The organism is Actinomadura miaoliensis (assembly GCF_039536785.1).
Taxonomy (GTDB): Bacteria; Actinomycetota; Actinomycetes; order Streptosporangiales; family Streptosporangiaceae; genus Spirillospora; species Spirillospora miaoliensis.
On the sequence record NZ_BAAAZG010000020.1, the window covers coordinates 99606 to 123158 of the forward strand.

A 23553-nucleotide genomic window follows, 5' to 3' on the forward strand; every position below is an offset into this window, starting at 1 on the left:
GCCGGCAGCGGGGAGGACGCGTCCATGGGCATCACCCTTGCCAGCGATGTCGGCGGCACGTTCACCGACGTGGTCCTTGCCGGGACAGACGGCCGGGTGCACGTCGCCAAGACGCTCACCACGCCCGCCGACCCCACCGAGGGGCTGCTGCGCGGCGTCGAGCAGGTGCTCGCCGCGTCGGGCACGCCGCCGCAGGCCGTCGACCGGTTCGTCCACGCGACCACACTCGCCACCAACGTCATCCTGGAACGCACCGGGGTGCCCGTCGCGTTCGTCACCACGCGCGGCTTCCGGTCGATGCTGGCGCTCGGGCGGCGCGCCCGCGTGGAGGAGGAGCGCTACGACCTGGCGTTCGAGCCCCCCGAACCGCCCGTCCCCCTGACGCACACGTTCGCCGTGCCCGAACGCATCGCCGCCAACGGCGCGGTGCTCCAGCCCCTGGACGAGGACGCCGCCGCGCGCGTCGCCGACGACATCGCGTCCCTGGACGTGTCGGCGGTGGCGATATGCCTGCTGCACTCCTACCTCAACCCCGTCCACGAGAACCGCCTGGCCGACATCATCACCGCGCGGCTCCCCCAGGGCACCCCCGTGGTCACCTCGTCGTCGGTGTGGCCCGAACTGGGCGAGTACGAACGGGCCACCACGACGTTGATGTCGGCCTACGTCGGCCCCGTCATGGCGGCGTATCTGCGACGCCTCGGCGGACGGCTGCGCGCCCTCGGCGTCACCGCCCCCGTGCACGTGATGGAGTCGGCCGGGGGCGTGCTGCCCGCCGCGCTCGCCGCCGCCCGCGCCGTCTACACCATCGAGTCGGGTCCCGCCGCCGGAGTCATCGCCGCCGCCCGACAGGGCGCGCGACGCGGCCTGGCCGACCTCATCTCCTTCGACATGGGCGGCACCACCGCCAAGGCCGGGCTGGTACGGGGCGGACGCCCCGGCATCACCCACGAGTTCCAGGTCGGCGGCAAGGGCAGCTTCGGCGGACGCCGCCCCGGCACCGGCGTGCCCATCAAGGTCCCCGCGATCGACCTGGCCGAGGTCGGCTCGGGCGGCGGCTCCATCGCCTGGGTGGACGCGGGCACCCTGCGCGTCGGCCCGCGCAGCGCCGGCGCCGACCCCGGACCCGCCTGCTACGGACGCGGCGGCACCCTGCCCACCGTCACCGACGCCGACCTCGTCCTCGGCCACCTCGACCCCGGCGGCTTCGGCGAGTTCCGCCTGTCGCCCGACCTGGCGCGCGCCGCGATCGCCGAGCACGTCGCCCGCCCGCTCGGCGTCGACGTGGTGGAGGCGGCGGCCGCGATCCACGACATCGCCAACGCGCAGATGGGCGCCGCCGTCCACGTCGTCACCGTGCGGCGCGGCATCGACCCGCGCGGCTTCACCCTGGTCGCCCTGGGCGGCGCCGCCCCCACGCACGTCGTCCGGCTGGCCGAGCGGTTCGGCATCGGCCGGGTGCTGGTGCCGCCGCAGGCCGGCGTCGGCTCCGCCGTCGGGCTGCTGTACGCCGACCTGGCCATCGAACGGGCCCGCACGTTCCTCGCCCCGGTGAGCACGCTCGTCTCCTGCTCGGCGAGCCGCGACACGCTCGGCGAACTGGCGTCCGTCCTGGCCGACCTGGAACGCGCCGCACGCGCCGACCTGGAGACCGGCGAGCCCGGCACGGTCGTGCGGTCGCTGGGGATGCGGTTCATCGGGCAGGCCCACGCGTTCACCGTCGAACTGCCGTCCGGCCCCGTCACGCCCGAGGTCGTGCAGGGCGCCACCGACGAGTTCTACAAGCGCTACCACGAGTCGTACGGCATCGAGCTGCGCGACCCGGTGGAGGTGACCACGGCGAGGGTGCGCGTCGTCCTGCCGTCCGGGTCCGTCACGTCGACGCACACGGCACGCCACGGCCCGCCATCGGACGGCACCCGCCCGGTGTGGCTGGACGGCGCCTTCCGCGACGTCCCCGTGCACCCCCGCGACGGCTGCGCCCCAGGTACCGAGCTGCCCGGCCCATGCCTGGTCACCGAGCCCCAGTGCTCGCTCCTCATCCCGCCCGGCTGGCGCGGCACCGTCGACCGGGACGGCGCCCTGCTCCTCGAAGGAGGCACGACATGAGCGGCGGCGACGACCTCACCGCCGAGATCCTGCGCAACGCGCTGTGCGTGGCCGCCGAGGAGGCGGGCATCGTCGTGGTGCGCTCGGCCTACTCCACGTTCATCGTGGAGGGCGCCGACGCGGCCGCCGCCGTCCTGGACGCGCGCGGACGCCTCGTCGCGCACTCCCTGTCGACGGCGCTCATCCAGTGCGCCAGCCTGCGCAGCGCCCTGCCGTACGTCCTGCGCGCCTACCCGCCCGCCACGATGCGCCCCGGCGACGTGTTCGCGCTCAACGACGTCTACCAGGGCGGCATCCACGCCAACGACCTGCTGGTGTTCCGCCCGGTCTTCGTGGACGGCGCCCCCGCCTACTTCACCGGGACGCTCATCCACGTCGCCGACCTGTCCGGGCTGTCGGCGGGCGGCATGGCCTCCGACGCCACCGACGTCTACCTGGAGGGCCTGCAGCTGCCGCCCGTCCGCGTCGCCACCGCCGACGGCCTGGTGGACGAGATGGTGCGCGTGCTGGCCGCCAACAGCCGCACCCCCGACCGGCTCGTCGGCGACCTGCGCGCGCTCGTCGCGGGCGCGAACGTCGCCGCCCGCCGCCTCGAAGAGATCATCGACGCCCACACCCCGGACGGCCTGGCCCGCGGCGTCGAGGACTACCTCGCCCACACCGAACGCCGCATGCGCGACGGCCTGGCCGCCCTGCCGCCCGGCACCCACCACGGCGAGTACCGGCTCGACGACGGCCACCTGGTCCGCGTCGCCGTCACCGTGGACGGCGCCGGCGGCGCCGTGGTCGACTTCGACGGCACCGACGAGCAGGTCCCGCTGCCCGTCAACTCCGGCTTCTCCCAGACCCACGGCGGCGTCATGTACGCGCTGCGCTGCTTCGTCGACCCGGCCCTGCCCATGAACGAGGGCTGCTTCGCCCCCGTCGACGTGCGCATGCCCCGCGGCACCCTCGTCAACTGCACGCCCCCGTACCCCGGCGGAGGCCGCTTCGGCACCGTGGCCGCCGCCGAGGAGGCCATCTTCGCGGCCCTCACCGGCGCGCTGCCCACGGGCGGCGTCGCCGCGTCCGGCATCCTGCAGGCGTTCAGCGTCAGCGGCGCGCGCCGCCCCTGGCTGCACATGTCGTTCGATCTCGGCGGCATGGGCGCCCGCGACGGCTGCGACGGCCCCGACGCCACCGGCGCGCTGTTCGGCGGCGGACGCAACATCATCCCGCAGGCCGAGCCGATCGAGGCGCGGCTGCCCGTCCGGATCGAGGAGGTCTCGCTGATCCCCGACTCGGGCGGCGCCGGCCGCCACCGGGGCGGGCTCGGCACCCGCACCGTGATCCGCATGCTGGAGGACGCCCGCGTCGACACGCGCGGCGACCGGCTGCTGCGTCCCCCGCCCGGCGCGTCCGGCGGCCGTCCCGGCCGCGCGGGCGGCTACTACCGCGAACGCGCCGACGGCACCCGCGAACCGCTCGGCACCAAGGCCACCCGCCAGCCGCTGGCCGCCGGGGAGGCCCTGGTCGTCGAGACCTCGGGCGGCGGCGGATACGGCGACCCCGCGGCCCGCGCGCCCGAGGCCGTCGAACGCGACCTCGCCGACGGCCGCGTCACCCACTGGGAGGGGTCGTGAGGTTCGGCGTACCGCTCGGACTGGTCCACCCCGGGGCCTGGCGCGACCTCGCCGTGGCGGCCGACCGCCTCGGCTTCGAATCGGTGTGGCTGCCGGAACACCTGGTCTTCACCACCGACCTGTCCACCGCCACCTACCCCGGCACCGGCAAACCCGGCATCCGCCCGCAGACGCCGCTGTTCGACGCGCCCGCCTACCTGTGCGCGCTGGCCGCCGTCACCGAACACGTACGGCTGGGCACCGCCGTCTACCTCTACGGACTGCGTCACCCCTTCATCGCCGCCCGCGCCTTCGCCACCCTGGACCAGATCTCCGGCGGCCGCGCCGTCGTCGGCGTCGGCGCGGGCTGGTACGAGGGCGAATGGCTGGCCGCCGGAGTCGACTTCGCCACCCGCGGCCGGCGCCTCGACGAGGCCATCGCCGTCTCCCGCCGCCTGTGGACGGACAAGACGGTCGAGCACCACGGCGAGTTCTTCGACTTCCCCCAGGTGGCGTTCGAACCCAAACCCGTCCAGCGCCCGCTGCCCGTCCACGCGGGCGGCGAGTCACGCGCCGCCCTGCGCCGCGCCGCGACCCTGTGCGACGGCTGGATCAGCATGCCGCAGACCCTGCGGGGCGTCCGCCCGAAACTCGACCTTCTCCGTGAGCTGCGCGCCACCGCCGGACGCGCCGACGCCCCGTTCGAGATCACCGTGCACGCCTACGAACTGTCCGGCCCCGACGAGATCCGCCACTGGGAACGCCTGGGCGTCGACCGTCTGATCGTCCGCCCCTGGACCCGCACCCGCGACGCCGTCCCGGCGCTCATCGACTTCGCCGCGCGGTACGGGGTGCGACACGCGACCTGATCAAGGGTTGTGCGGTCTGGGGTGACCTGTCCGACATACTCGTACATCCGCACGATCGGGGCGTGCCGGTACCGACTGGCAATCACCGAGGAAATGTGGTCCCCAGGGGCAACATATGACATCCCGCGACGCACTACCACATGGTGGCATACGGTTCGGGCATGGCGAGTGTGCTGGTGGTGGAGGACGACGCGAACGTCCGTACCGCCCTGATCCGGGAGTTGAGCGCGCGGTCGCACGTGGTGCGCAGCGCGGGGACCGCGATGGACGCGCTGCGCGAGGTCACCCAGACGCCTCCCGACGTGGTGATACTCGACCTCGGGCTGCCCGACCTGGACGGCGGCGAGGTGCTGAAGATGCTGCGCGGCGTGTCGGACGTGCCGGTCATCATCGCGACCGCCCGCGACGACGAGCCGGAGATCGTGCGGCTGCTCAACGCGGGCGCCGACGACTATCTGATCAAGCCGTTCTCGGCCGAGCACCTGAGCGCCCGGCTCACCGCGGTGCTGCGCCGCGCGTCCCGCTCGGGCCCGACCGCCGAGCTGCGCGTGGGCGGCCTGCGCATCGACCTGGACCGCCGCGAGGTCACCCTGGACGGCGCGCCGCTGGAGCTCACCCGGCGCGAGTTCGACCTGCTGGCCTACCTGGCCGCCCGTCCCGGCCGCGTGGTGGCGCGCCGCGAGCTGCTGGCCGAGGTGTGGCGCCAGGCCTACGGCGACGACCAGACCATCGACGTCCACCTGTCCTGGCTGCGCCGCAAGCTGGGCGAGACCGCCGCCAAGCCCCGCTACCTGCACACGGTGCGCGGCGTCGGCGTCCGGCTCGCCGAGCCCGACGACAGGGCGTGATCGAACCGCGGCCGGCCGCGGACCGTACGACTCGCCGGGACGGTGTCGTGGCGCGGAGGCGAGCGTGAGGCGCACGCTGGTGCTGGTGTCGCTGGCGGTCACCTCCATGGTCGCGCTGGCGTTCCTCATCCCGCTGGCGCTGACCGTGCGTGAGATCGCCCGCGACCGGGCGCTGACCACCGCCGAACGGCAGGCCAGCGCCCTCGGCCCCGTGCTCGTCGTCACCGAGGACCCGGCCGCCCTCGAACGCGCCGTCGCCAGCACCCAGGCGGGCGCCGCCCGCCGGATGGCCGTGCACATGCCCGACGGCACCGTGGTGCCCGAGCAGACCGGCGGCGAGGCCGTCCGCGCCCGCCCCGAGCAGCTCGCCGAGGCCGGCCGCCGCGGCCGCTGGCACACCGCCCGCGTCCCCGGCGGGTGGGCCCTGCTGCAGCCCGTCGCGCTGGACGCGGGCCGCACCGCCGTCGTCGAGGTCTTCATCCCCGACGAGGAACTGACCCGGGGCGTCTGGCAGGCGTGGAGCGTCATGACCGCCGTCGCCGCCGCGCTGGTCGCCGGCTCGGTCGCCGTCGCCGACCGGCTGGGCGCCCGCATGATCCGCTCCACCCGGCGCCTGGCCGAGGCGGCGGGCGCCTTCGGCGCGGGCGACCTGAGCGTCCGCATCGAACCGGACGGCCCGCCCGAACTGGTCGAGGCCGGCACCGCCTTCAACGCCATGGCCGACCACGTCGTCCAGCTCCTGGCCGCCGAACGGGAGATGGCCGCCGACCTGTCCCACCGCCTGCGCACGCCCCTCGCCGCGCTGCGGCTGAACGCCGAGGCCCTGGGCGCGGGTCCCGTGGCCGACCAGACCCGCGAGGCCGTCGACCGCATCGAACGCGAGGTCGACCAGATCATCCGCACCGTCCGCCGCCCGCAGGGCCGCGGCAGCTGCGACGCCGCCAAGGTGCTGCGGGAACGCGTCGAGTTCTGGTCCGTCCTGGCCGAGGACGAGGGCCGCGGCTGCGAACTGATCGGCGCCGACCGCCCGGCGCCGCTGCCGCTGCCCGCCACCGAGCTGGCCGCCGCCGTGGACGCCCTTCTCGGCAACGTCTTCCGCCACACCCCCGAAGGCACCGGCTTCGCCGTCACCCTGCACGTCGGCGAGGGCATCACCGGGATCCTGGTCGCCGACGCGGGCCCCGGCATCGCCGACCCCGACGCGGCCCTCCAGCGGGGCCGCAGCGGCGGCGGCTCCACCGGCCTCGGCCTGGACATCGCCCGCCGCGCCGCCGAAGCCACCGGCGGCTACCTGCGGATCCACCGTTCCGTCCTGGGCGGCGCCCAGGTCCAGATGTGGTTCCGCACCAAATGGCTGCCCCCGCCCCGGCGCTCCCGCCGCCTGGTCCGCCGCCGCCACTCGCGCACCTGAATTCCGCAGCCGCGTTGTGTCTCGTGGGGCGCGACGAGGCAGGCAAGGCGGCTGACCTGCGCGTATACTTTTTACGGCCAAGGCTTTTCTCACCAGTGAGCGCACCGGAATTCCTTGGCATCCGGCCGGCGCCGCATGGACGACCGTCCGGCGCGGGACGGATATTCCGGATGTGCGGAAGCGTGGACGCGGTGGAACTCACTGGCCCGCGGACGAAGAATCTGGAGTCGGTCCCCGCTCAGACGAGAGTGGCCAGAACGGGCACCCCCGAGATCGTCTTCGGCCCCGGGGCGCTGGCCGACGTGGGCTGCTGCGCGCTGCGCGGCGGCGCGCACCGGCCGTTCCTGGTGACCGATCCGGGCCTGGTCGAGGCGGGATGGGTCGCCGAGGCCGTCGGGCACCTGCGTCTGTCGGGACTCCGTCCCGTCGTGTGGCACGACATCACGCCGAACCCCAAGGACTACGAGGTCGAGGCGGCGTTCGCCGCCTACCGGGACAACTCCTGCGACATGGTGATCGGCCTGGGCGGCGGCTCCTGCATCGACGCGGCCAAGAGCGTGGCGATCCTGGCCGGCAACGGCGGCCGGATCCTCGACTACGAGGGCGTCGACCGGGTCACGCGGCCGCTCCCGCCCACCATGATGGTGCCCTCCACCTCGGGCACCGGATCGGACGTCACCCAGTTCGCGGTCGTCACCGACACGGTGCACCTGGTGAAGGCCGTCATCATCAGCGAGGCGGTCGTGCCGGACATCTCGATCATCGACCCGCGGCTGCTGACCACGATGCCGGAGTGGCTGAACGCCGCGACCGGGCTGGACGCCCTCACCCACGGGATCGAGTCGTTCGTGTCGCGGGCGCACAGCCCGCTCACCGACCGGCGGGCGCTGGACGCGGTGCGCCTGGTGGTCCGCCATCTGGACCGCACCATGGACCGTCCCGAGGAGGCCGGGTCGCGGATGGCGATGGCCCAGGGCGCGCTGGAGGCCGGAATGGCCTTCACCAGCGCCATCCTCGGCGCCACCCACGCCATGAGCCACCAGGTGGGCGGCCTGCTGGACGCCCCGCACGGCGTCATCAACGGCGTGCTGCTCCCGCACGTGATCAGGTTCAACGCGCGGACGGACCCGAGCCGCTACGTCCCGCTGGCCGCCGCCGCGGGCATCGACGTCGGCAGGTGCTCCCCGGAGGACGCCGCGTACCTGCTCGCCGACAAGGTCGAGCGGCTGGCCGACGCGGTGGGCGTACCCGGGGGGCTGAGGGCCGTCGGCCTGACGGAGAAGGCGATCCCCCGGCTCGCGGCGACCACCCTCAAGGACGCCTGCATGGCGACCAACCCGCGCGAGGCGACCGAGAGCGACGTCGAGCAGCTGTTCCGTGAAGCGCTGTGACCGTCTCCAAGAAATTCTCAAATATCCCTAAAAACAACGGCGGGCGGCAGAACGCTCGCCACGCCGGATGCCCGGCGGCCTCTATCGTTACTGGCGGAATCGGAAATTTCCCGCTCCTCGGAGCAAAAGGTCCCGCCGCCGGGAGCAGGTCGGCCACGGCGGTGCCGGGACGGCTTCGTCCGGGGGAGGGGGCTCGGTGAACGAATGGTCTGGGGAGGGCCGGTCGGTCGGACTGGTCGGCGCCGCGGGAGGCGGTACCGAAACGTACGCCGCCCTCGGCTCGGTCGGGCGTGCCCTGCGGCACATGAGTGACGGCTTCCTCTTCGTCGAGGCGGACGGGCGGATCGCCTACTCCAACGAGGCGGCGGACCGCCTGCTCGGCTCCTCGCACCGCATGATCGGACGGCGGTTGTGGGACGTGCCCGCGTTCCGCGGCGTGCCCGAGCTGGCGGACCGCTGCCGTACGGCCATGGCCGACGACGTGCCGGCCGACCTGGAGATCACCCTGCCGGGCGGCGACTGGTGGTACCGCCTGCGGATCATCCCGGTCCCCGACGGCTTCACCCTCACCATCACCGACATCTCCGACCGGTGCCCGCCCGGGGCCGGGCCCGGGGGCACCGGGCAGGCCGCCGACCGCGCGGCGCTCATGGAGCAGCTCACCTGGGCCCTCGCCGAGGCCGTGACCACCCAGGACGTCGTCACCGCCTTCGCCGACAGCGTCCTGCCGGCCTTCCACGCCTCGGGACTCATCATCGCCACGGTGGAGAACGTCCGCCTCTACCTCGTCGGCATCACCGGCTACAGCGGCGAGCTGATCGACCAGCTCTCCGGCGAACCGTTCCCCGACGACTCGCCCATAGGGGAGGTGCTGCGGACCCGCATCCCGCTGTTCTTCGAGTCGGGCGACGAACTGATCGCGCGCTACCCCCAGGTGGGCGACTTCCCCATGTCCGTGGACAAGGACGCCCGGGTGTTCCTGCCGCTCATCGCGTCGGGACGCGCCATCGGCGTCGGCGTCCTCTCGTTCGACCGGCCCTGCCGTCTCGGCGAGGAGGAACGCACCCTGCTCACCGCGCTCAGCAGCCTGATCGCCCAGGCGCTGGAACGGGCGCGCCTGTACGACGCCGCCGCCGCGCGCGCCCGGGAGCTCCAGCGCGACCTGCTGCCCCGCGACCTGCCGTCACTGCCCGCCGTCTCGGCCGCCGCCCACTACCAGCCCGCCGGGAACGGGACGGAGGTCGGAGGCGACTGGTACGACATCATCCCGCTGTCGGCCGACCGGGTCGCCCTGGTCATCGGCGACGTCATGGGCCACGGCCTGTCGGAGGCCGCCACCATGGGGCGCCTGCGCACCGCCGTCCGCACCCTGTCGGACCTCGACCTGGCCCCCGATGACATCCTCGACCGCCTCAACGGCATCGTCGGCGACCTGGGCGAGGACAGCTACGCCACCTGCCTGTACGGCATCTACGACCCGGTCACGGGCGACTTCGCCTTCGGCTGCGCCGGCCACCCCCCGCCCGCCGTCGTCTCGCACGGCGGCACCGTCACCTACCTGACGACCGCGGGCAACCCGCCGCTGGGCGCGGCCTCTCCGCCGATCGACACGGCCTCCGTCAACCTGCCCGACGGCAGCCTGCTGGTCCTCTACACCGACGGACTCGTCGAGGCGGCCGACCGCGACATCGACAAGGGCATGGCGCAGCTCGCGCGGACGCTCAGCGCCACCGCGCGCAACGGGGCGGCCGCGTCGCTGGAGACGGTGTGCGACACCCTCACCGCCGCCTTCATCCCGCCGAGCCACCGGGCCGGCGACGACGCCGCGCTCCTGCTCGTGCGCACGCATCGGCTCGCTCCCGACAACATCGCCTCGTGGGCGCTGCCCGAGGACCCCAAGGCCGCCGGCCAGGCCCGCGAGCTCGTCCGGCGCCAGCTGGCCGCCTGGGACCTCTCTGATCTGCTCATGACCACCGAGCTCCTGGTGAGCGAACTGGTCGGCAACGTCATCCGGCACGCCAAGGGCCCGCTCCGCGTCCGCCTCCTGCGCAGCCGCACGCTGATCTGCGAGGTGTCCGACGGCAGCCTCACCACCCCCCTGATCCGCCGCAGCGCCCCCACCGACGAGGGCGGCCGCGGCCTGCAGCTCGTCGCCGCCCTCGCCCAACGCTGGGGCACCCGCTACACCTGCAGCGGCAAGACCATCTGGACCGAACAGTCCATCCCCGACTGAACGCGGCGCGCTCCTGCGTCCGTCCCCGCTTCACCGATCGCCGCCGGCCGGCCGGGGGCCGCGAGGATCCCGACCGGCCGGGACGGTGGGCGCGCTCACAGGCAGCGGGCCGGCTCGGCCCGCTCCAGCGTCATCGTCCGCGCCCGTCCGGCTCTAGGAGGAGCGGGTGCCCTGCCACGGCGGGGCGCCCGGCGCCTCAACCCCGATGAGCGACAGCGTCCGCGCGACCGTGTGGTCCACCACATCGTCGATCGACTCGGGGGCCGCGTAGAAGGCGGGCATCGGGGGTGCGATGATCGCGCCGATCTCGGTGGCGGTGACCATCGCGCGCAGGTGGCCGAGGTGCAGCGGGGTCTCGCGGACGCACAGCACCAGCGGCCTGCGCTCCTTCAACGTGACGTCGGCGGCCCGCACCAGCAGGTTGTCCGCGATCCCGGCGGCGATGGCGCCGAGCGTCCGGACACTGCAGGGGATTACCACCATGGCGTCCACCGGGTAGGACCCGGAGGCGATGGAGGCGCCGATGTCGCGGAAGTTGTGCACCGCCTCGGCGTGCTCGCCGAACTCGGCGTCCGGCATCTCGTGGGCGGCCGTCCGCCGGGCCGCCGGGCTCACCACCACATGCCGTTCGATCCCCGCTGCGCCGAGCAGCCGCAGCGTCCGCACCGCCAGCGCGGTGCCCGTCGCGCCCGACACGCCGACGATGACCCGGCGCGGCGCGCTCACTGCCCGTCTCCGGTGAGCGAGCGGTTCCATGGTGCGATCCGCCGCTCCGCGAGGCCGATCAGCCACGTCAGCACGACGGCGGCCACCATCAGCACCACGACGGCGGCGAACATCCGGTCCGGCTGGAAGCTGTGCCCGGCCTCCACGATGACCCCGCCGAGCCCGCCGAGCGCGGTGAAGAACTCCGCGATGACGATGCCGATGACGGCCTTGCCGATACCGATCCGCAGCCCGGTCATGATCGACGGAATCACGGAGGGGATCACGATCTGCCGCAGGATCCGCGCCTGCGAGGCGTTGAACGCCGTGCCCACCTCGATCGTCGTCCGGGGCACGTTCTGCACCCCGTTCCAGGTGTTGATGATGATGGCGAAGACCGTCATCACCATCACCATCACCGTCTTGACCGCGAAGCCCAGCCCGAACCACAGCACGAACACCGGGATCAGCGCGATCATCGGCATGGCATAGCCCGCGATCACGAGCCAGCCCAGGGCCGCCTCGACGACCCGGAACCTGCCGACGAGCAGCCCGATCGGCACGCCGGCCACGATGGCCAGCAGGTAACCCGCGGCGAACGGCTTGGCGGTCTCCAGCACCGCCTTGGGCAGCGAGCCGTCCTGGGTCATGGTGACCATGGCCCGCAGCACCCTGCTGGGCGGCGCGGCCAGGATCGGCTCCACCTGCCGGGCCGCGATCTCCCAGATCGCCAGCAGCACGATGACGGCGCCCGCCGTCACCAGCCGGTCGCGCCAGGACCGCCGCCCCGCCCGAGACTTCCCCGCCAGGGCGCCCTCGTCCTCGGCGCCCGGGGCGGCAGGTTCCGCCAACGCCGTCATGCGCGCTCCTCCTTGTACGACTCGTGCGGCTCCGGCCCCTTCTGAGGCCGCTCGACCTCGCGGCCGTGGATGAGCCGCCACAGCTCATGGCGGCGCGCGGCGAGCTCCGGTGAACCGCGCCGTTCGTCCAGCGGCGTCCCGGCGCCGACGGAGGTGTCGAGTACGCCGTGCACCCGGCCCGGGTCGGGCACCAGCGTGACCACCCGGTCGGCGAGCAGTACCGACTCGTCCAGGTCGTGGCTGACGAACACGATGGTCTTGCCGGTCCGGGCGTGGATGTCGAGCAGCTCGGCCTGCATGTTCTCCCGGGTCTGGGCGTCCAGCGCGGAGAATGGCTCGTCCATCAGCAGCACGGCGGGATCGATGGCCAGCGCGCGGGCGATGCCCACCCGCTGGCGCATGCCCCCGGACAGCTCGTGCGGCCTGCGGTGCGCGGCATGGCCCAGCCCGACCAGCTCGATCGCCTGCCGGGCGACCTCCCGCCGCTTCTCCTTGGGCATGCCGCGGGCCTCCAGGCCGAACTCCACGTTCCCGAGCGCGGTCCGCCAGGGCAGCAGTTCGGCGTTCTGGAACACGATGCCCCGGTCCGGTCCGCAGCCGCGCACCCGCACGCCGTTCACGGACACGCCTCCGGAGGTGGGCCGCTCCAGGCCCATGATGATCCTCAGCAGCGTGGTCTTGCCGCAGCCGCTCTGGCCGGTCAGCGCCACGATCTCCGACCGCCGCACCTGGAACGACACGTCGCGCAGCGCGTGGACCTCGCGGCCCCGGTCGTCCCGGAAGGACTTGCAGACGTTCTGCACGTCCACGATGACATCGGTGTCCCGGTCCGCCCCGGTCCGGGACGGGGAGGCCTTGGTGGTCACTTGGCGGCTCCGTAGTAGTTGGCCGCCACCTCGCCGATCTCGGCGATGGCCTTCTTGCGGTAGCTGTCGTCCACCATCGGGTCCACCGGCACCGGCGACTTGGTGATGCCGAGCTTGACCTGCAGGTCGGCGAGGTACTTGATCTGCTCGACCGGGATCTCGCCGTTCATGGCGAGATAGCCGCCGTCGTGGAACTCCTGGTACGTCGAGCTGATCACCGGATCGGTCACCGCGACATTGAGGGTCTTGGCGGCCAGCGCCGCCGCCTCGTCCTTGTGCGTGTCGGCGTACCGGATGCCCTCGACCAGCCCGGCGATGAGACCCGTCACCTCGGCGCCCTTGGACTTCAGCACGTCGTCGCGGGTGATCAGCGCGTACCGGGGGAAGTCGGGGACCACGTCCTTGGCCCGGGCGAGGACCTTCATGCCGTCCTTCTGCGCCTGGGAGCTGTAGTCCAGCGGCGCGGAGGCCACCTGGAGGCGGCCGGACACGACCGCCTTGTACCGGTCCGGCGAGCCCCCAGCGTTGACCAGCTTCACCTTGGACGGGTCCACCCCCGACTGCAGCAGCATCGCCTTGGCGACCACGGCGGGCAGCCCGGTCGGGGTGGAGACGCCCAGCGTGGCGCCCGACACGGCGGACAAGGAGGTCACGCTCGGCTTGGCGTACAGCGCGTAGTTCTGCCCGGGCATGGTGGAGCCGACGAACTTCAGCTTCGCGCCCTTCTGCGTGCCGAGCAGCGCCTCGCTCGGATTGCCCTGGACGACGTCGACCTGCTTGGCCAGCAGCGCGGGGAACGCCTGCTGGACGCTGTTGAACCGGACGACCTCCACCTTGACCTTGTGCTTGGCGAAGAAGTTCTTCTCCTGGCCCATCAGCAGGTAGCCCGAGTCGGCGCCCGGTTCGTAGATTCCGTACCTGAGGGTGGTGGAGCCGCCGGAGCTCGCCGCGCCGGCGCCCCCGCACCCGGCGGTGCCCAGGAGCGCGGCGACCGCGGCGACGAGGGGAAGTCGTCTCATTTCAGGTCCTCCGATGACGAGAGGGGAGCGTCGAGCCGGGCCAGGACGTCGGCGAACTTGCGCTCGACCCGGTCGCGCAGCTCGGGGCCGGCCTCGGCGACCGGCGGGAATTCGGCGAGGCGGTGGTAGGGGCGCACCGCCGAGATGACGGCGCGCGAGTTGTGGGTCTGCCCGCGCGGGATGCGCGGGTCCAGCGGCCCGCTCCACGCCCGGCGGATGATCTCGATGTCCTCGGCCGGATCGCACCGCGTCGACATCGCCCAGAGCACGTCGAAGGTGTTGGTCGGGTCGATGTCGTCGTCCACCACGACGACGAACCGGCCCAGGTACGAGCCGGACTGGCAGGAGGCGGCGAGCAGCCCGGCCTGCGTGGCGTGCCCGTCGTACGCCTGCTTGATGGAGATGACGTTGAACAGCCGTGCGGCACCGGCCTCGTGGCACCACACGCCCCGCACGCCGGACAGACCCGCGCGCTCCACCTCGTCCCAGATCATCCCGGCCTTCATCACGCACTTGCTGTAGGAGAAGTTGGACGGGGGCCGGATGGGGGAGGCGACGGTCACGATGGGGTCGTCGCGGTGGTAGACCCTGCGGATCCGCACCACCGGCTGGTCGGACTGCCCGCCCGCGTAGTAGCCGGTGAACTCGCCGAACGGCCCTTCCGGGGCGACCTCACCCGGGTACATCTCGCCTTCCAGGACCAGCTCGGCGGCGGCGGGCATGGGCAGCCCGTGCAGTTCGGACTCCACCACCTCGAACGGAACGCCCCGGTGGCCCCCGGCGTAGTCGTACTCCGACAGGCCATAACGCAGCTCGTTCCCCGAGGCCAGGAACAGTAGTGGGTCGTGGCCGCAGGAGATCAGCACCGGGCACGGCTCGCCGCGGGAGAAGTACTTCTCCCGGATCTGCCTGCCCTGCTTGCCCGGTGACATCCACAGGCCCACCCGGTCGGGACCGTGCACCATGACCCGGTACGTCCCGATGTTCACCCAGCCGTCGTCCGGGTCGCGCATGATGACCAGGTCGTCGGTGCCGATGTAGCGGCCGCCGTCGCGTTCATGCAGGAAGGGCGCGACGAGCGAGGTCACGTCGACCTCGTCGTCGCGGTGCACGTTCTCCAGCACCGGACCGGTGTCAACGGTCACCGGCGGTATCGGCGTATGGGTCTTCATCCGGTCGCGGTAGGCACGGACCACGTCGAGCGGATGATCCGGGACCGGCAGGCCGAGGGTGAGCGCCAGCCGTTCGGCCGAGTTGGTCGCGCCGGAGAAGGCCCGGTGACCGGGCCTGGCCCCGACGAGCTCGTCGAACAGGACCGCGGGCCCGCCCTCGCCGCCGCGGTGCGCGATGAGCTCGATCAGCGTCCCCAGTTCCAGATGGGGGTCGACGCCGCCGACCCGGACCAGCTGACCGGCCCGGTCGATCCGCTCGATCAGTTCCCGCAGGTCGGCGTGCGGTCCGTCGTAATCGTTGTAGCTCATCGCGCGGTGCCCCGGCAGGCACGCGAGGTCATACAGTCATAGCCGTTGTGGCGGTGATTCATGGCATCTACCCGTTTCGTGGCGCGGAGCCCGGAGCTCTGATCGGCTCGTGCGTTGCCCGAAAGTAACGCCCTCGTTCCGTGAAAGGGAATCCACCGACAACGGATTCTGTATGACGCAACAACTGGACCGTCGGGGGGCTGCGGGCCCGGTCAGAGGTCCCGGCTGATCGCCTCGGCGGTCGCGCGCAGCGGCGGCAGGATGGTGTGCAGCAGGCCCTGGGTCATCCGCTGGTGCGGCAGGCTCACCGCCAGCGCCGCCAGCGCCCGGCCCAGGTGGTCGCGGACGCAGACCGCGACCGCGTCCAGGCCCGACGCGCTCTCCTCGTGGTTCACCCCGTATCCCAGGTCGCGCACGCTGCGCAGCTCGGCGCGGAGCGCGTCCGGGTCGGTGATGGTGCGCTCGGTGACCCGGGGCAGGCCGTCCGGGAACAGCGCGAGGGCCTCCTCGTCGGGCAACTCCGCGAGCAGGACCTTGCCGCCCGAGGTGGCGTGCGCCGGCAGCAGCACGCCGGTGCGCGAGGATACGCGCAGCGGCCGGTCGCCCTCGACGCCGTCGATGAAGCGCACGCCGTTGCCTTCGAGTACGAGCAGGTTGACCGTCTCGTGCAACTCCTCGGCCAGCCGTTCCATATGGCGCCTCGCCTTGCGCCGCACGTCCAGTCCGCCGACCGCGGACAGCCCGATCTCCACCAGCACCCGTCCCGCCCGGTAGGACTTGGCGACGCGGTCCTGCGCGACGAACCCGCGATGCGCCAGGGTCAGCAGCAGGCGGTGCGCGGTGGAGCGGGCCACTCCGAGCTCGTCGCTGACGTCGGTCACCCGGACCTCGCCGCGGTCACGGATCATGAGCAGGATGAGCGCCGCCTTGTCGACCGAGCCGACGGTGTATGGGGGCAGTGATTCCGACATGTGTTGTGTATAACAGAAAACCTTGCGCAAGAACGTCCGTTCTCTGCAACACATGGCACGATGGGCCCGCGCTCGACCGGGCGCAGTGAACCGAGGAGTGTTGATGCGGGGACGTTCCACCGAGCCGGAAGCTGAGGTCCTGATCGTCGGCGCGGGCATAGCCGGGCTGGTGCTCGCGCTCGAGCTGCATGACGCGGGGATCGGCTGCCGTGTGTACGAGGCCGTACCAGAGGTCGCCGCGGTGGGGGTGGGCATCAACCTGCTGCCGCACGCCACCCGGATCCTGCACCAGCTCGGTCTGGGGGAGCCGCTGGACGAGGTCGGCGTCCTCACCCGGGAGGCCGTGTTCTTCAACCGGTTCGGCCAGCTCATCTACCGGGAGCCCGCGGGGCGGCACGCCGGCTACCCGTATCCCCAGTACTCCATCCACCGCGGCGACCTGCAGGCCGTGCTGCTGCGGGCGGTGCGGGAGCGGCTGGGATCCGACGCGGTGGTGCTGGACCACCGGTGCGTACGGGTCGAGCCGGACGACACCGGCGTGACCGCCTGGTTCCGATCCTCGGCGCGGGATGCGGAACTGCCCGCCGTGCGCGCCCGGGCGGTGGTCGCGTGCGACGGCATCCACTCGGCGATCCGCAAGCAGTTCCATCCCCATGAGGGCGCGCCGCGCTACTCCGGCATCAACATGTGGCGCGGAGTAACCGTCGGAGCGCCCTTCCTCTCCGGGGCGAGCATGGTGCGGGCAGGGTGGATCGACCAGGGCAAGCTCGTGGCCTACCCCATCCGGAACCTGCCCGGCGGCGACCAGCTGCTCAACTGGGTCGCCGAGATACGGACGCCCCACCACCGGCAGCGGGACTGGAACCGGCGGGGCCGTCTGGAGGACTTCATCGGGGCCTTCGAGGACTGGCACTTCGACTGGCTGGACGTGCCCGCGATGATGCGCGCCTCCGAGACCGTCCTGGAGTACCCCATGGTCGACCAGGATCCGCTGGACCGGTGGACCTTCGGCCGGGTCACCCTGCTCGGGGACGCCGCCCATCCCATGGTCCCGCGCGGCTCCAACGGCGCCGGCCAGGCGATCCTCGACGCCCGCGCCCTGCGCCGCCACCTGGCGGCCGACCGGGACGACCCGGCGACGGCCCTGCGCGCCTACGAGGCGGAACGCCTTCCCGCGACCTCCCAGGTCGTCCTCACCAACCGCACCGCGCCGCCCGACCTGATCATCCACGAGGTGTGGCGCCGCACCGGCGACCGCCCCTTCGACTCGATCGAGAACGTCATCAAGCCCGAGGAACTGGCCCAGATCTCCCAGCGCTACAAGGAAGTCGCCGGCTACTCGGCCGAAGCTGTGAGGTCGGAGTCGTTGTAGGCACGCCGGTTCCGCGTCCCGCACCAGGCGGAAGGTGAAACGACGGGGCGCCGGGACGCCAGGGCGATCGCAGCACGCGGGCCAGGGCTTCGGGCGGGCGCCCGCAGCCTGCGGTCGTGGGCGAGGCGACGGTATTCGTAGCCGTCCACGTAGAGCAGGACCCCGCGCCCCGGACGTTTCCGGCGTCTATCCGCGTTCGACGGCTCGTTGCCCGAAGTCGTCCGGCCACGGCACGCCCAATGCCCGCCACCACCTCAGATAGGGCTCGCCCAGTACGGACGGCATGGCGCCCTCCGCGGCCCACGTGGCCGAAACCTCGTCCAGGGCACCGGCGTCCACGTCGAACAGCCGCGCGGCCGCCCGCCGCGCCTCGGGAGTGTCGTTGTGCGGCAGCGCACCGCCCTCCTCGTCGATCGAAGCCGTGTGCACGGCCGTCCCGTCCGGCCCGAGCACCTCGTTGACGACCCCGTACTCGTCGAAGTCCCCGGCGGTGACCGCCCGGTTCCCCCATTCCGGCATCAGCGTCGCGATCTCGCTGTAGAGCAGCGGCTCGAAATCCGCGTACACGAACACCCGCCGCCCTTCCACCAGGACGGCGCGGGCGCCCTCGACCACTTCGTCCAGCACTTTGACGAATTCTTCGGCGTCTCGCCCATCTTTCAGATCGACGACCGCCCACCCACTGAACGACGACATGCCCCCGCACCCTACCCACCGCGATAGATCTACAGACCTGCACAAGGATCACCGGCCACACCGCAAGGCGCGTGCGACCTCGGCAGCTGGACGACCGCACTGCCTGTCGCAGCAGCGGAAGCGGCACCGGCGCCGCACGCGTCCGGGGCATTTCGCCTTGGCGGGGCGGGGTTGGCGGATGCGATTATCGGGTGCGTGAACGACTGCACCTTTTGCAAGATCGTTGCCGGGCGGCTGCCGTCCTATCGGATCCTCGAGGACGAGCACACGGTGGCGTTCCTCGACATCGCCCCTGCGTCGCCGGGACACACGCTGGTCGTTCCGCGAGAACATGCCGCCGACGTGTGGACGATCTCCGAGACCGCCCACGCGCATGTCGCCCGGATGGTGCATCGGGTCGCCGCGCTGGTGAAGGCGGCGTTGGCTCCCGACGGCGTGAACGTCGTGCATTCCACCGGCGCGGCCGCCTGGCAGGAGGTCTTTCACTTCCATACCCATGTGGTCCCGCGCCGGCATGGCGATGATCTGCGGCTGATGTGGAGCTCCGAGCCGGCTCCGGGCCGTGAACTGGAACAGACCTTGGAACTGATCGCTGCGGCCCGCTGACGGCGCACGCATCAGTCCTCGGCCTTGAGCGGGCCGAGGACTGTGCCGTTTTGATGGCTTGTGTGAAGCGCGGTGAGTGCGACTTGGCCTAGCCCCCGGCCCGTGACGAGTTCTCGATGCGGCCTAGGAGGAGAAGAAGTCGCGCAGGGCGGTGGTCACCAACTCGGGTTGTTCTTCGGGGAGGTAGTGGTCGCTGGGTAGTGCCCGTCCGCGGACGTCACCGGCATAGCCGCGCCAGGCGGCCAGGACGTCGTAGGTTCGGCCGACGAAGCTGTGCTCGCCCCACAGGGCCAGCAGCGGGCAGGCGATGGTGCGGCCGGCGTCCGCCTCGTCGTGCCGGAGGTCGATGCCCGCCGCGGCCCGGTAGTCGGCACAGGAGGCGGCGATCGCGGCCGGGTCGGAGAAGCACCGCACGTACTCGGCGACGGCCGCGGGGTCGAACGGCGTGCCGCCGTGGTGACGGGCGGTCATCCGGGCAGTGATCCAGAATTCGGGGTCGCGGCCGATGAGCCGTTCCGGGATGCCGTTGCCGGCGGCGAGGAAGAACCAGTGGTAGTAGCCGAGGCCGAAGGTCATGTCCGCGTGGCCGAAGGCGTGGTGCGTCGGGACGATGTCCAGGACGGCCAGCGCCGTGACGGCATCCGGTGCGTCCAGTGCGAGGCGGTGGCCGACGCGTCCGCCGCGGTCGTGGCCGGCGATGCCGAACCGGTCGAATCCGAGGGAGCGCATGACCAGCAGCTGGTCGCGGGCCATGGCGCGTTTGGAGTATTCGGCGTCGTCCTGGCCCGGCCGCGGTTTGTCGCTGTCGCCGTAACCGCGGAGGTCCGTGAGCACGACGGTGTGGTCGGTGGCGAGTCTGGGTGCGACGTGGTGCCAGATCAGGTGCGTTTGCGGATAACCGTGCAGGAGCAGGATCGGCGGCCCGTCGCCGCCCACCGCGCAGTTGATGCGCACGCCGTCGGCGTCGATGGTCCGGTAGGTGAACGAGGTGGGGAGCGGAACGCTCATCGGATCCTCTCGGTTCGGTCAGGGAACTGCGCTCGGACGCCGATTCGGGCGAGCAGGGGTCGCCGGTCATGCATGGGAGACGCTGCGTTCGGCGCTGAGGGCGGCAGGTGCGGTCTGCGGGTCGCCGTTGAGGACGCGGCGAACCCGGGCGGGGTCGAGCGCCCGCTCCCAGCGGGCGATCACCAGCGAGGCGATGGCGTTGCCGCAGAAGTTGGTGACGGCGCGGCATTCGGACATGAACTTGTCGATCCCGAAGATCAGCATCAGGCCCGCGACCGGGACCACCCCCGTGGTGGACAGGGTCGCGGCGAGGACGACGAACCCCGCACCGGTGACCCCCGCGGAGCCCTTCGAGGTCAGGATCATCACCGCGACGAGGGCCAGTTGGGCGCCGAGCGACAACGGGGTGTCCGTGGCCTGGGCGATGAACACGGCGGCCAGCGACAGGTACATCGCGATGCCGTCCATGTTGAACGAGTACCCGGTCGGCACGGCCAGGCCGACGATGTCACGCGGCACCCCGAGGTTCTCGAGCTTGGTCATCAGCCGGGGCAGCACCGTGTCGGTGGTCGAGGTGCCGACGACCAGCAGCAGTTCCTCCCGGAAGTACCGCAGCAGCTTGACGATGTTGACCCGGATGACCAGCCCGACCGCGCCGAGGACCACGATGATGAAGAACGCCGCGGTTCCGTAGAACACCAGGATGAGCTTCCCGAGCCCGAGGAGCGTGGAACCGCCGAACTTCCCGACCGTGTAGGCCATGGCGCCGAACGCGCCCACCGGCGCCGCGTACATGACGTAACCGAGCATCTTGAAGATGACGGCGCCGGCACGGCTCAGGCCGTCCACGAGTGGTGCGCCGACGGGGCCGACCGCGTGCAGCGCGATGCCGGTGAGCACGGCGATGAACACCACCTGCAGAACGTTGCCCTCCACGAAGGGCGCGACCATGCTCGACGGAACGATGTCGGTGACGAAATGCCACCAGTCCTGGTGCTCGCCCCGGGTGACCAGACCGGCCGCCGACTCGGTCAGCTTGATCTTCGCCGGATCGGCGTGCATGCCCTCGCCCGGGCGGAACACGTTGATCGAGATGAGCCCGAGCAGCATCGCGACCAGGGTGGCGCACTGGAAGTACAGCAGCGCCTTCCAGCCGATCCGGCCCACTCGGCGCAGGCTGTCCACACCGGCGATGCCGGTGATGACGGTGACGAAAACGACCGGCGCGACCACCATTTTGATCGCCGCGATGAACATGTTGCCGACCGGCTCGAGTGAAGCGCCGAAGGCGGGCCAGCACAAACCGACTATGACACCCGCCGCGATTCCGGCCAGCACCCATACGTAGAGCTGGCGGTGCCAAGGTCTGCGGACGTCATCGGGGTGGGTCGTCGAGGTAGCGGCCATGGTTGTTCCTCCTCGTGGCAACCGGCCGGGGGGTGGGGAAACTACATTCCGAGGAATTCCAGAATGGTTTTGGTGAACGCCTCGGTGGTGGCCGAACCGCCGAGGTCGGGGGTGCGGATCGGTGTCTTGGCGAGCACGGCGGCCATCGCCTGCTCGATCTCCTTGGCGGCTTCCGGGTGCCCGAGGTGGTCCAGCAGCATGGCCGCGGTCCAGACCGCACCGAGCGGGTTGGCGATCCCGCGGCCGGCGATGTCCGGTGCCGAACCGTGCACCGGCTCGAACATCGACGGGAACTCCCGCTCCGGGTTGATGTTCGCCGCGGGTGCGATGCCGATGCTGCCCGCCACCGCCGCGGTCAGGTCACTGAGAATGTCGCCGAACAGGTTCGAGGCGACGATCACGTCGAAACGCGCCGGATCGAGGACCACCTTGGCGCACAGGGCATCGATGTGCTCGGCATCCCACGTGACGTCCGGGTAGGACGTCCCCACTTCCGCGACGAGCTCGTCCCAGAACGGCAGCGTGTGCACGATCCCGTTCGACTTCGTCGCCGAGGTCAACCGGTTGCGGCGGGACGCAGCGAGCGAGAACGCGTAGTCGGCGACCCGGGTCACGCCGGCGCGGGTGAAAACGGCCTCCTGCACGGCCATTTCCTCGGGGAAGCCTCGGCCCAGCCGGCCGCCGATCTCGCTGTACTCCCCTTCCACGTTCTCCCGGACGACGACGAGATCGACCTCGCCCGCCACCGCACGCCGCACCGGGCTTTCCACTCCCTCGAACACCTTGACCGGGCGCAGATTGACGTACTGCCGAAATCCCCGGCGGATGGGAATGAGCAGGCCCCACAGTGAGACGTGGTCGGGCACCGACGGGTCGCCGACGGCGCCGAGGAAGATCGCGTCGTGCCGCCGGATCCGGGAAAGGCCGTCATCGGGCATCATCGCGCCGAGTGCGCGATACCGGGCACACGACCAGTCGAACTCGTCGTAGGTGAATGCGATGCCGTGGCGAGCGCCGACCGCGTCCAGCACCGCGCATGCGGCAGGTGTCACTTCCCTGCCGATTCCGTCTCCGGGAATGAGAGCGATCCGGTAATCCGTCATGCCACAGATGGCATCAGCAGATACCGGCTCGCGTCCAATACGCAGAGTGAGCGCGCCTTATAGGCGCGGCCTATAGTTCGCGCGCCGCTGTGAGGAAGGCGTCTGCGGTCGGCGTGAGCTGTTCACGCCGCACCAGCGCCAGGTGCAGATACCTCGGCGGGTCCAGCTCCAGGACGAGGGCACCTGCCCGGCGGGCCAGCGGCGCCCACGAGTCGGCGAGCACCGCGATCCCGACGCCGCCCAGCACCAGAGGCAGGATCGCCTCCCTGAACTCGGTCTCCACCACCTGCGTCAGCTCGACCCCGGAGGCGCGGATCTCGTCCACCACCCGCCGCATCCCGGTCCCGGGCTGGCCCACGATCAGTCGCTGCCCGGCCAGATCCTCGGTCCGCACGGTGGAGCCCGCCGCGAACGGACCGTCGGCGGGCGCGATCAGCACGAACCGCTGGCGGCCGATCGGTTCCAGGGTGACGCCCGACGCCACGGGCAGGTCGGTCGCGGCCAGGAGCCCCACCTCCGCCTGCCCTCCGCGCACCTGGTCGATCACCGCCGTGGCCGTGAAGGCCGCCCGCACGGACACCGACATCCCCGGGTGCCGCTCGACGAACGCCTGGATCATCCTGGCCAGCGGCTCCACGGCCTGCGACGGCATCGCCGCGATCTCGACCCGTCCCACCGCCAGCCCGGCGACCGACTCCACGCTCGCCCGCGCGTTCTCCAGCCCGCGCACCACCTGCCGAGCCGGCTCGATCAACACCCGGCCGGCCTCGGTGAGCACCAACCGGCGCCCGATGCGATGGAACAGCGTCTGTCCGAGATCCCGCTCGAGAGACCGAATCGCCTGGGACAGCGACGGCTGGGCCAGGTACAGGGCCATCGCCGCCTTGCTGACACTGCCGTGATCCACGACCGCCAGGAAGTACTCGAGCTGCCGAACGTCCATGGCCGCAGTCTGGCACCCGGGCGATCACAACCGTCCCAGGCCGACGCGCGAGCG

General features: G+C 71.9%; 20 protein-coding genes. 9 read left to right on the plus strand and 11 right to left on the minus strand.

Features of this window, described 5'->3' with window-relative positions:
• Window positions 1–24 precede the first annotated feature (24 nt).
• The 7 genes from ABD811_RS17390 to ABD811_RS17420 all read left to right on the plus strand — a co-directional run bounded on the left by ABD811_RS17390 (window position 25) and on the right by ABD811_RS17420 (window position 10462).
• A complete protein-coding gene (locus tag ABD811_RS17390; RefSeq protein WP_344948271.1) occupies window positions 25–2109 on the plus strand; it encodes a hydantoinase/oxoprolinase family protein in 2085 nt (694 codons plus the stop codon).
• Window positions 2106–3731: a hydantoinase B/oxoprolinase family protein gene (locus tag ABD811_RS17395; protein WP_344948273.1), complete on the plus strand. Its 1626-nt coding sequence runs from the start codon at window positions 2106–2108 to the stop codon at window positions 3729–3731. Before ABD811_RS17390 ends, ABD811_RS17395 begins: the two co-directional genes overlap by 4 nt.
• On the plus strand, window positions 3728–4579 hold the full coding sequence (locus ABD811_RS17400; RefSeq protein WP_344948275.1) for an LLM class F420-dependent oxidoreductase: 852 nt from the start codon (window positions 3728–3730) through the stop codon (window positions 4577–4579). The genes ABD811_RS17395 and ABD811_RS17400 overlap by 4 nt, the downstream gene beginning before the upstream one ends.
• A 161-nt stretch (window positions 4580–4740) precedes the next feature.
• Entirely contained in the window at window positions 4741–5427 is a 687-nt protein-coding gene (locus ABD811_RS17405; RefSeq protein WP_344948276.1) for a response regulator transcription factor, read from the plus strand.
• A gap of 64 nt (window positions 5428–5491) precedes the next feature.
• Window positions 5492–6838: a sensor histidine kinase gene (locus ABD811_RS17410; protein WP_344948278.1), complete on the plus strand. Its 1347-nt coding sequence runs from the start codon at window positions 5492–5494 to the stop codon at window positions 6836–6838.
• Window positions 6839–7086: 248 nt separating this feature from the next.
• Window positions 7087–8229 carry an iron-containing alcohol dehydrogenase gene (locus ABD811_RS17415; protein WP_344948280.1) on the plus strand — a complete coding sequence of 381 codons (1143 nt, stop codon included), beginning with the start codon at window positions 7087–7089 and terminating at the stop codon, window positions 8227–8229.
• A gap of 196 nt (window positions 8230–8425) precedes the next feature.
• On the plus strand, window positions 8426–10462 hold the full coding sequence (locus tag ABD811_RS17420) for an ATP-binding SpoIIE family protein phosphatase (RefSeq protein ID WP_344948281.1): 2037 nt from the start codon (window positions 8426–8428) through the stop codon (window positions 10460–10462).
• A 153-nt stretch (window positions 10463–10615) separates the two neighbouring features.
• On the opposite strand, the gene ABD811_RS17425 is transcribed toward ABD811_RS17420, so the two are convergent.
• From ABD811_RS17425 to ABD811_RS17450, 6 genes are all read right to left on the minus strand, one after another.
• Complete coding sequence (locus tag ABD811_RS17425; RefSeq protein ID WP_344948284.1) at window positions 10616–11188, minus strand: UbiX family flavin prenyltransferase; 573 nt, start codon at window positions 11186–11188, stop codon at window positions 10616–10618.
• Window positions 11185–12027 carry an ABC transporter permease gene (locus ABD811_RS17430; RefSeq protein ID WP_344948286.1) on the minus strand — a complete coding sequence of 281 codons (843 nt, stop codon included), beginning with the start codon at window positions 12025–12027 and terminating at the stop codon, window positions 11185–11187. The genes ABD811_RS17425 and ABD811_RS17430 overlap by 4 nt, the downstream gene beginning before the upstream one ends.
• Window positions 12024–12893, minus strand: coding sequence for an ABC transporter ATP-binding protein (locus ABD811_RS17435; protein ID WP_344948289.1), 870 nt, complete (start codon window positions 12891–12893; stop codon window positions 12024–12026). The genes ABD811_RS17430 and ABD811_RS17435 overlap by 4 nt, the downstream gene beginning before the upstream one ends.
• Window positions 12890–13912, minus strand: a complete 1023-nt coding sequence (locus ABD811_RS17440; protein ID WP_344948292.1) for an ABC transporter substrate-binding protein — start codon at window positions 13910–13912, stop codon at window positions 12890–12892. The genes ABD811_RS17435 and ABD811_RS17440 overlap by 4 nt, the downstream gene beginning before the upstream one ends.
• The gene (locus ABD811_RS17445; RefSeq protein WP_344948295.1) at window positions 13909–15393 is read right to left on the minus strand and encodes a UbiD family decarboxylase; all 1485 of its coding nucleotides are present in this window, start codon (window positions 15391–15393) and stop codon (window positions 13909–13911) included. The genes ABD811_RS17440 and ABD811_RS17445 overlap by 4 nt, the downstream gene beginning before the upstream one ends.
• Window positions 15394–15605: 212 nt before the next feature.
• Window positions 15606–16364: an IclR family transcriptional regulator gene (locus tag ABD811_RS17450; RefSeq protein ID WP_344948298.1), complete on the minus strand. Its 759-nt coding sequence runs from the start codon at window positions 16362–16364 to the stop codon at window positions 15606–15608.
• A 103-nt stretch (window positions 16365–16467) separates the two neighbouring features.
• Here ABD811_RS17450 and ABD811_RS17455 point away from each other — a divergent pair, with 103 nt between their 5' ends.
• A complete protein-coding gene (locus ABD811_RS17455) occupies window positions 16468–17736 on the plus strand; it encodes a flavin-dependent oxidoreductase (RefSeq protein WP_344948301.1) in 1269 nt (422 codons plus the stop codon).
• 186 nt (window positions 17737–17922) lie between these two features.
• On the opposite strand, the gene ABD811_RS17460 is transcribed toward ABD811_RS17455, so the two are convergent.
• Entirely contained in the window at window positions 17923–18432 is a 510-nt protein-coding gene (locus ABD811_RS17460) for a hypothetical protein (protein WP_344948303.1), read from the minus strand.
• A 195-nt stretch (window positions 18433–18627) separates the two neighbouring features.
• Here ABD811_RS17460 and ABD811_RS17465 point away from each other — a divergent pair, with 195 nt between their 5' ends.
• Window positions 18628–19038 (plus strand): HIT family protein, encoded by a 411-nt coding sequence (locus ABD811_RS17465; RefSeq protein WP_344948306.1) that lies wholly within the window; start codon window positions 18628–18630, stop codon window positions 19036–19038.
• A 123-nt stretch (window positions 19039–19161) separates the two neighbouring features.
• Here ABD811_RS17465 and ABD811_RS17470 read toward each other — a convergent pair whose 3' ends face one another.
• The 4 genes from ABD811_RS17470 to ABD811_RS17485 all read right to left on the minus strand — a co-directional run bounded on the left by ABD811_RS17470 (window position 19162) and on the right by ABD811_RS17485 (window position 23499).
• Entirely contained in the window at window positions 19162–20046 is an 885-nt protein-coding gene (locus ABD811_RS17470) for an alpha/beta fold hydrolase (protein WP_344948309.1), read from the minus strand.
• 66 nt (window positions 20047–20112) lie between these two features.
• A complete protein-coding gene (dctA, locus tag ABD811_RS17475; RefSeq protein WP_344948313.1) occupies window positions 20113–21453 on the minus strand; it encodes a C4-dicarboxylate transporter DctA in 1341 nt (446 codons plus the stop codon).
• 41 nt (window positions 21454–21494) lie between these two features.
• The gene (locus ABD811_RS17480; protein ID WP_344948315.1) at window positions 21495–22556 is read right to left on the minus strand and encodes a tartrate dehydrogenase; all 1062 of its coding nucleotides are present in this window, start codon (window positions 22554–22556) and stop codon (window positions 21495–21497) included.
• A gap of 70 nt (window positions 22557–22626) precedes the next feature.
• Window positions 22627–23499 (minus strand): LysR family transcriptional regulator, encoded by an 873-nt coding sequence (locus ABD811_RS17485; RefSeq protein ID WP_344948318.1) that lies wholly within the window; start codon window positions 23497–23499, stop codon window positions 22627–22629.
• Between the last annotated feature and the right edge of the window lie 54 nt (window positions 23500–23553).

Bases quoted from the DNA above. Each gene is read 5' to 3' on its own strand.
- ABD811_RS17390 (WP_344948271.1), top strand. From the start codon at position 25: ATGGGCATCACCCTTGCCAGCGATGTCGGCGGCACGTTCACCGACGTG.
- ABD811_RS17430 (WP_344948286.1), bottom strand. From the start codon at position 12,027: ATGACGGCGTTGGCGGAACCTGCCGCCCCGGGCGCCGAGGACGAGGGC.
- ABD811_RS17395 (WP_344948273.1), top strand. From the start codon at position 2,106: ATGAGCGGCGGCGACGACCTCACCGCCGAGATCCTGCGCAACGCGCTG.
- ABD811_RS17405 (WP_344948276.1), top strand. From the start codon at position 4,741: ATGGCGAGTGTGCTGGTGGTGGAGGACGACGCGAACGTCCGTACCGCC.
- ABD811_RS17460 (WP_344948303.1), bottom strand. From the start codon at position 18,432: ATGTCGTCGTTCAGTGGGTGGGCGGTCGTCGATCTGAAAGATGGGCGA.
- ABD811_RS17450 (WP_344948298.1), bottom strand. From the start codon at position 16,364: ATGTCGGAATCACTGCCCCCATACACCGTCGGCTCGGTCGACAAGGCG.
- dctA (WP_344948313.1), bottom strand. From the start codon at position 21,453: ATGGCCGCTACCTCGACGACCCACCCCGATGACGTCCGCAGACCTTGG.
- ABD811_RS17485 (WP_344948318.1), bottom strand. From the start codon at position 23,499: ATGGACGTTCGGCAGCTCGAGTACTTCCTGGCGGTCGTGGATCACGGC.
- ABD811_RS17480 (WP_344948315.1), bottom strand. From the start codon at position 22,556: ATGACGGATTACCGGATCGCTCTCATTCCCGGAGACGGAATCGGCAGG.
- ABD811_RS17470 (WP_344948309.1), bottom strand. From the start codon at position 20,046: ATGAGCGTTCCGCTCCCCACCTCGTTCACCTACCGGACCATCGACGCC.
- ABD811_RS17440 (WP_344948292.1), bottom strand. From the start codon at position 13,912: ATGAGACGACTTCCCCTCGTCGCCGCGGTCGCCGCGCTCCTGGGCACC.
- ABD811_RS17445 (WP_344948295.1), bottom strand. From the start codon at position 15,393: ATGAGCTACAACGATTACGACGGACCGCACGCCGACCTGCGGGAACTG.
- ABD811_RS17455 (WP_344948301.1), top strand. From the start codon at position 16,468: ATGCGGGGACGTTCCACCGAGCCGGAAGCTGAGGTCCTGATCGTCGGC.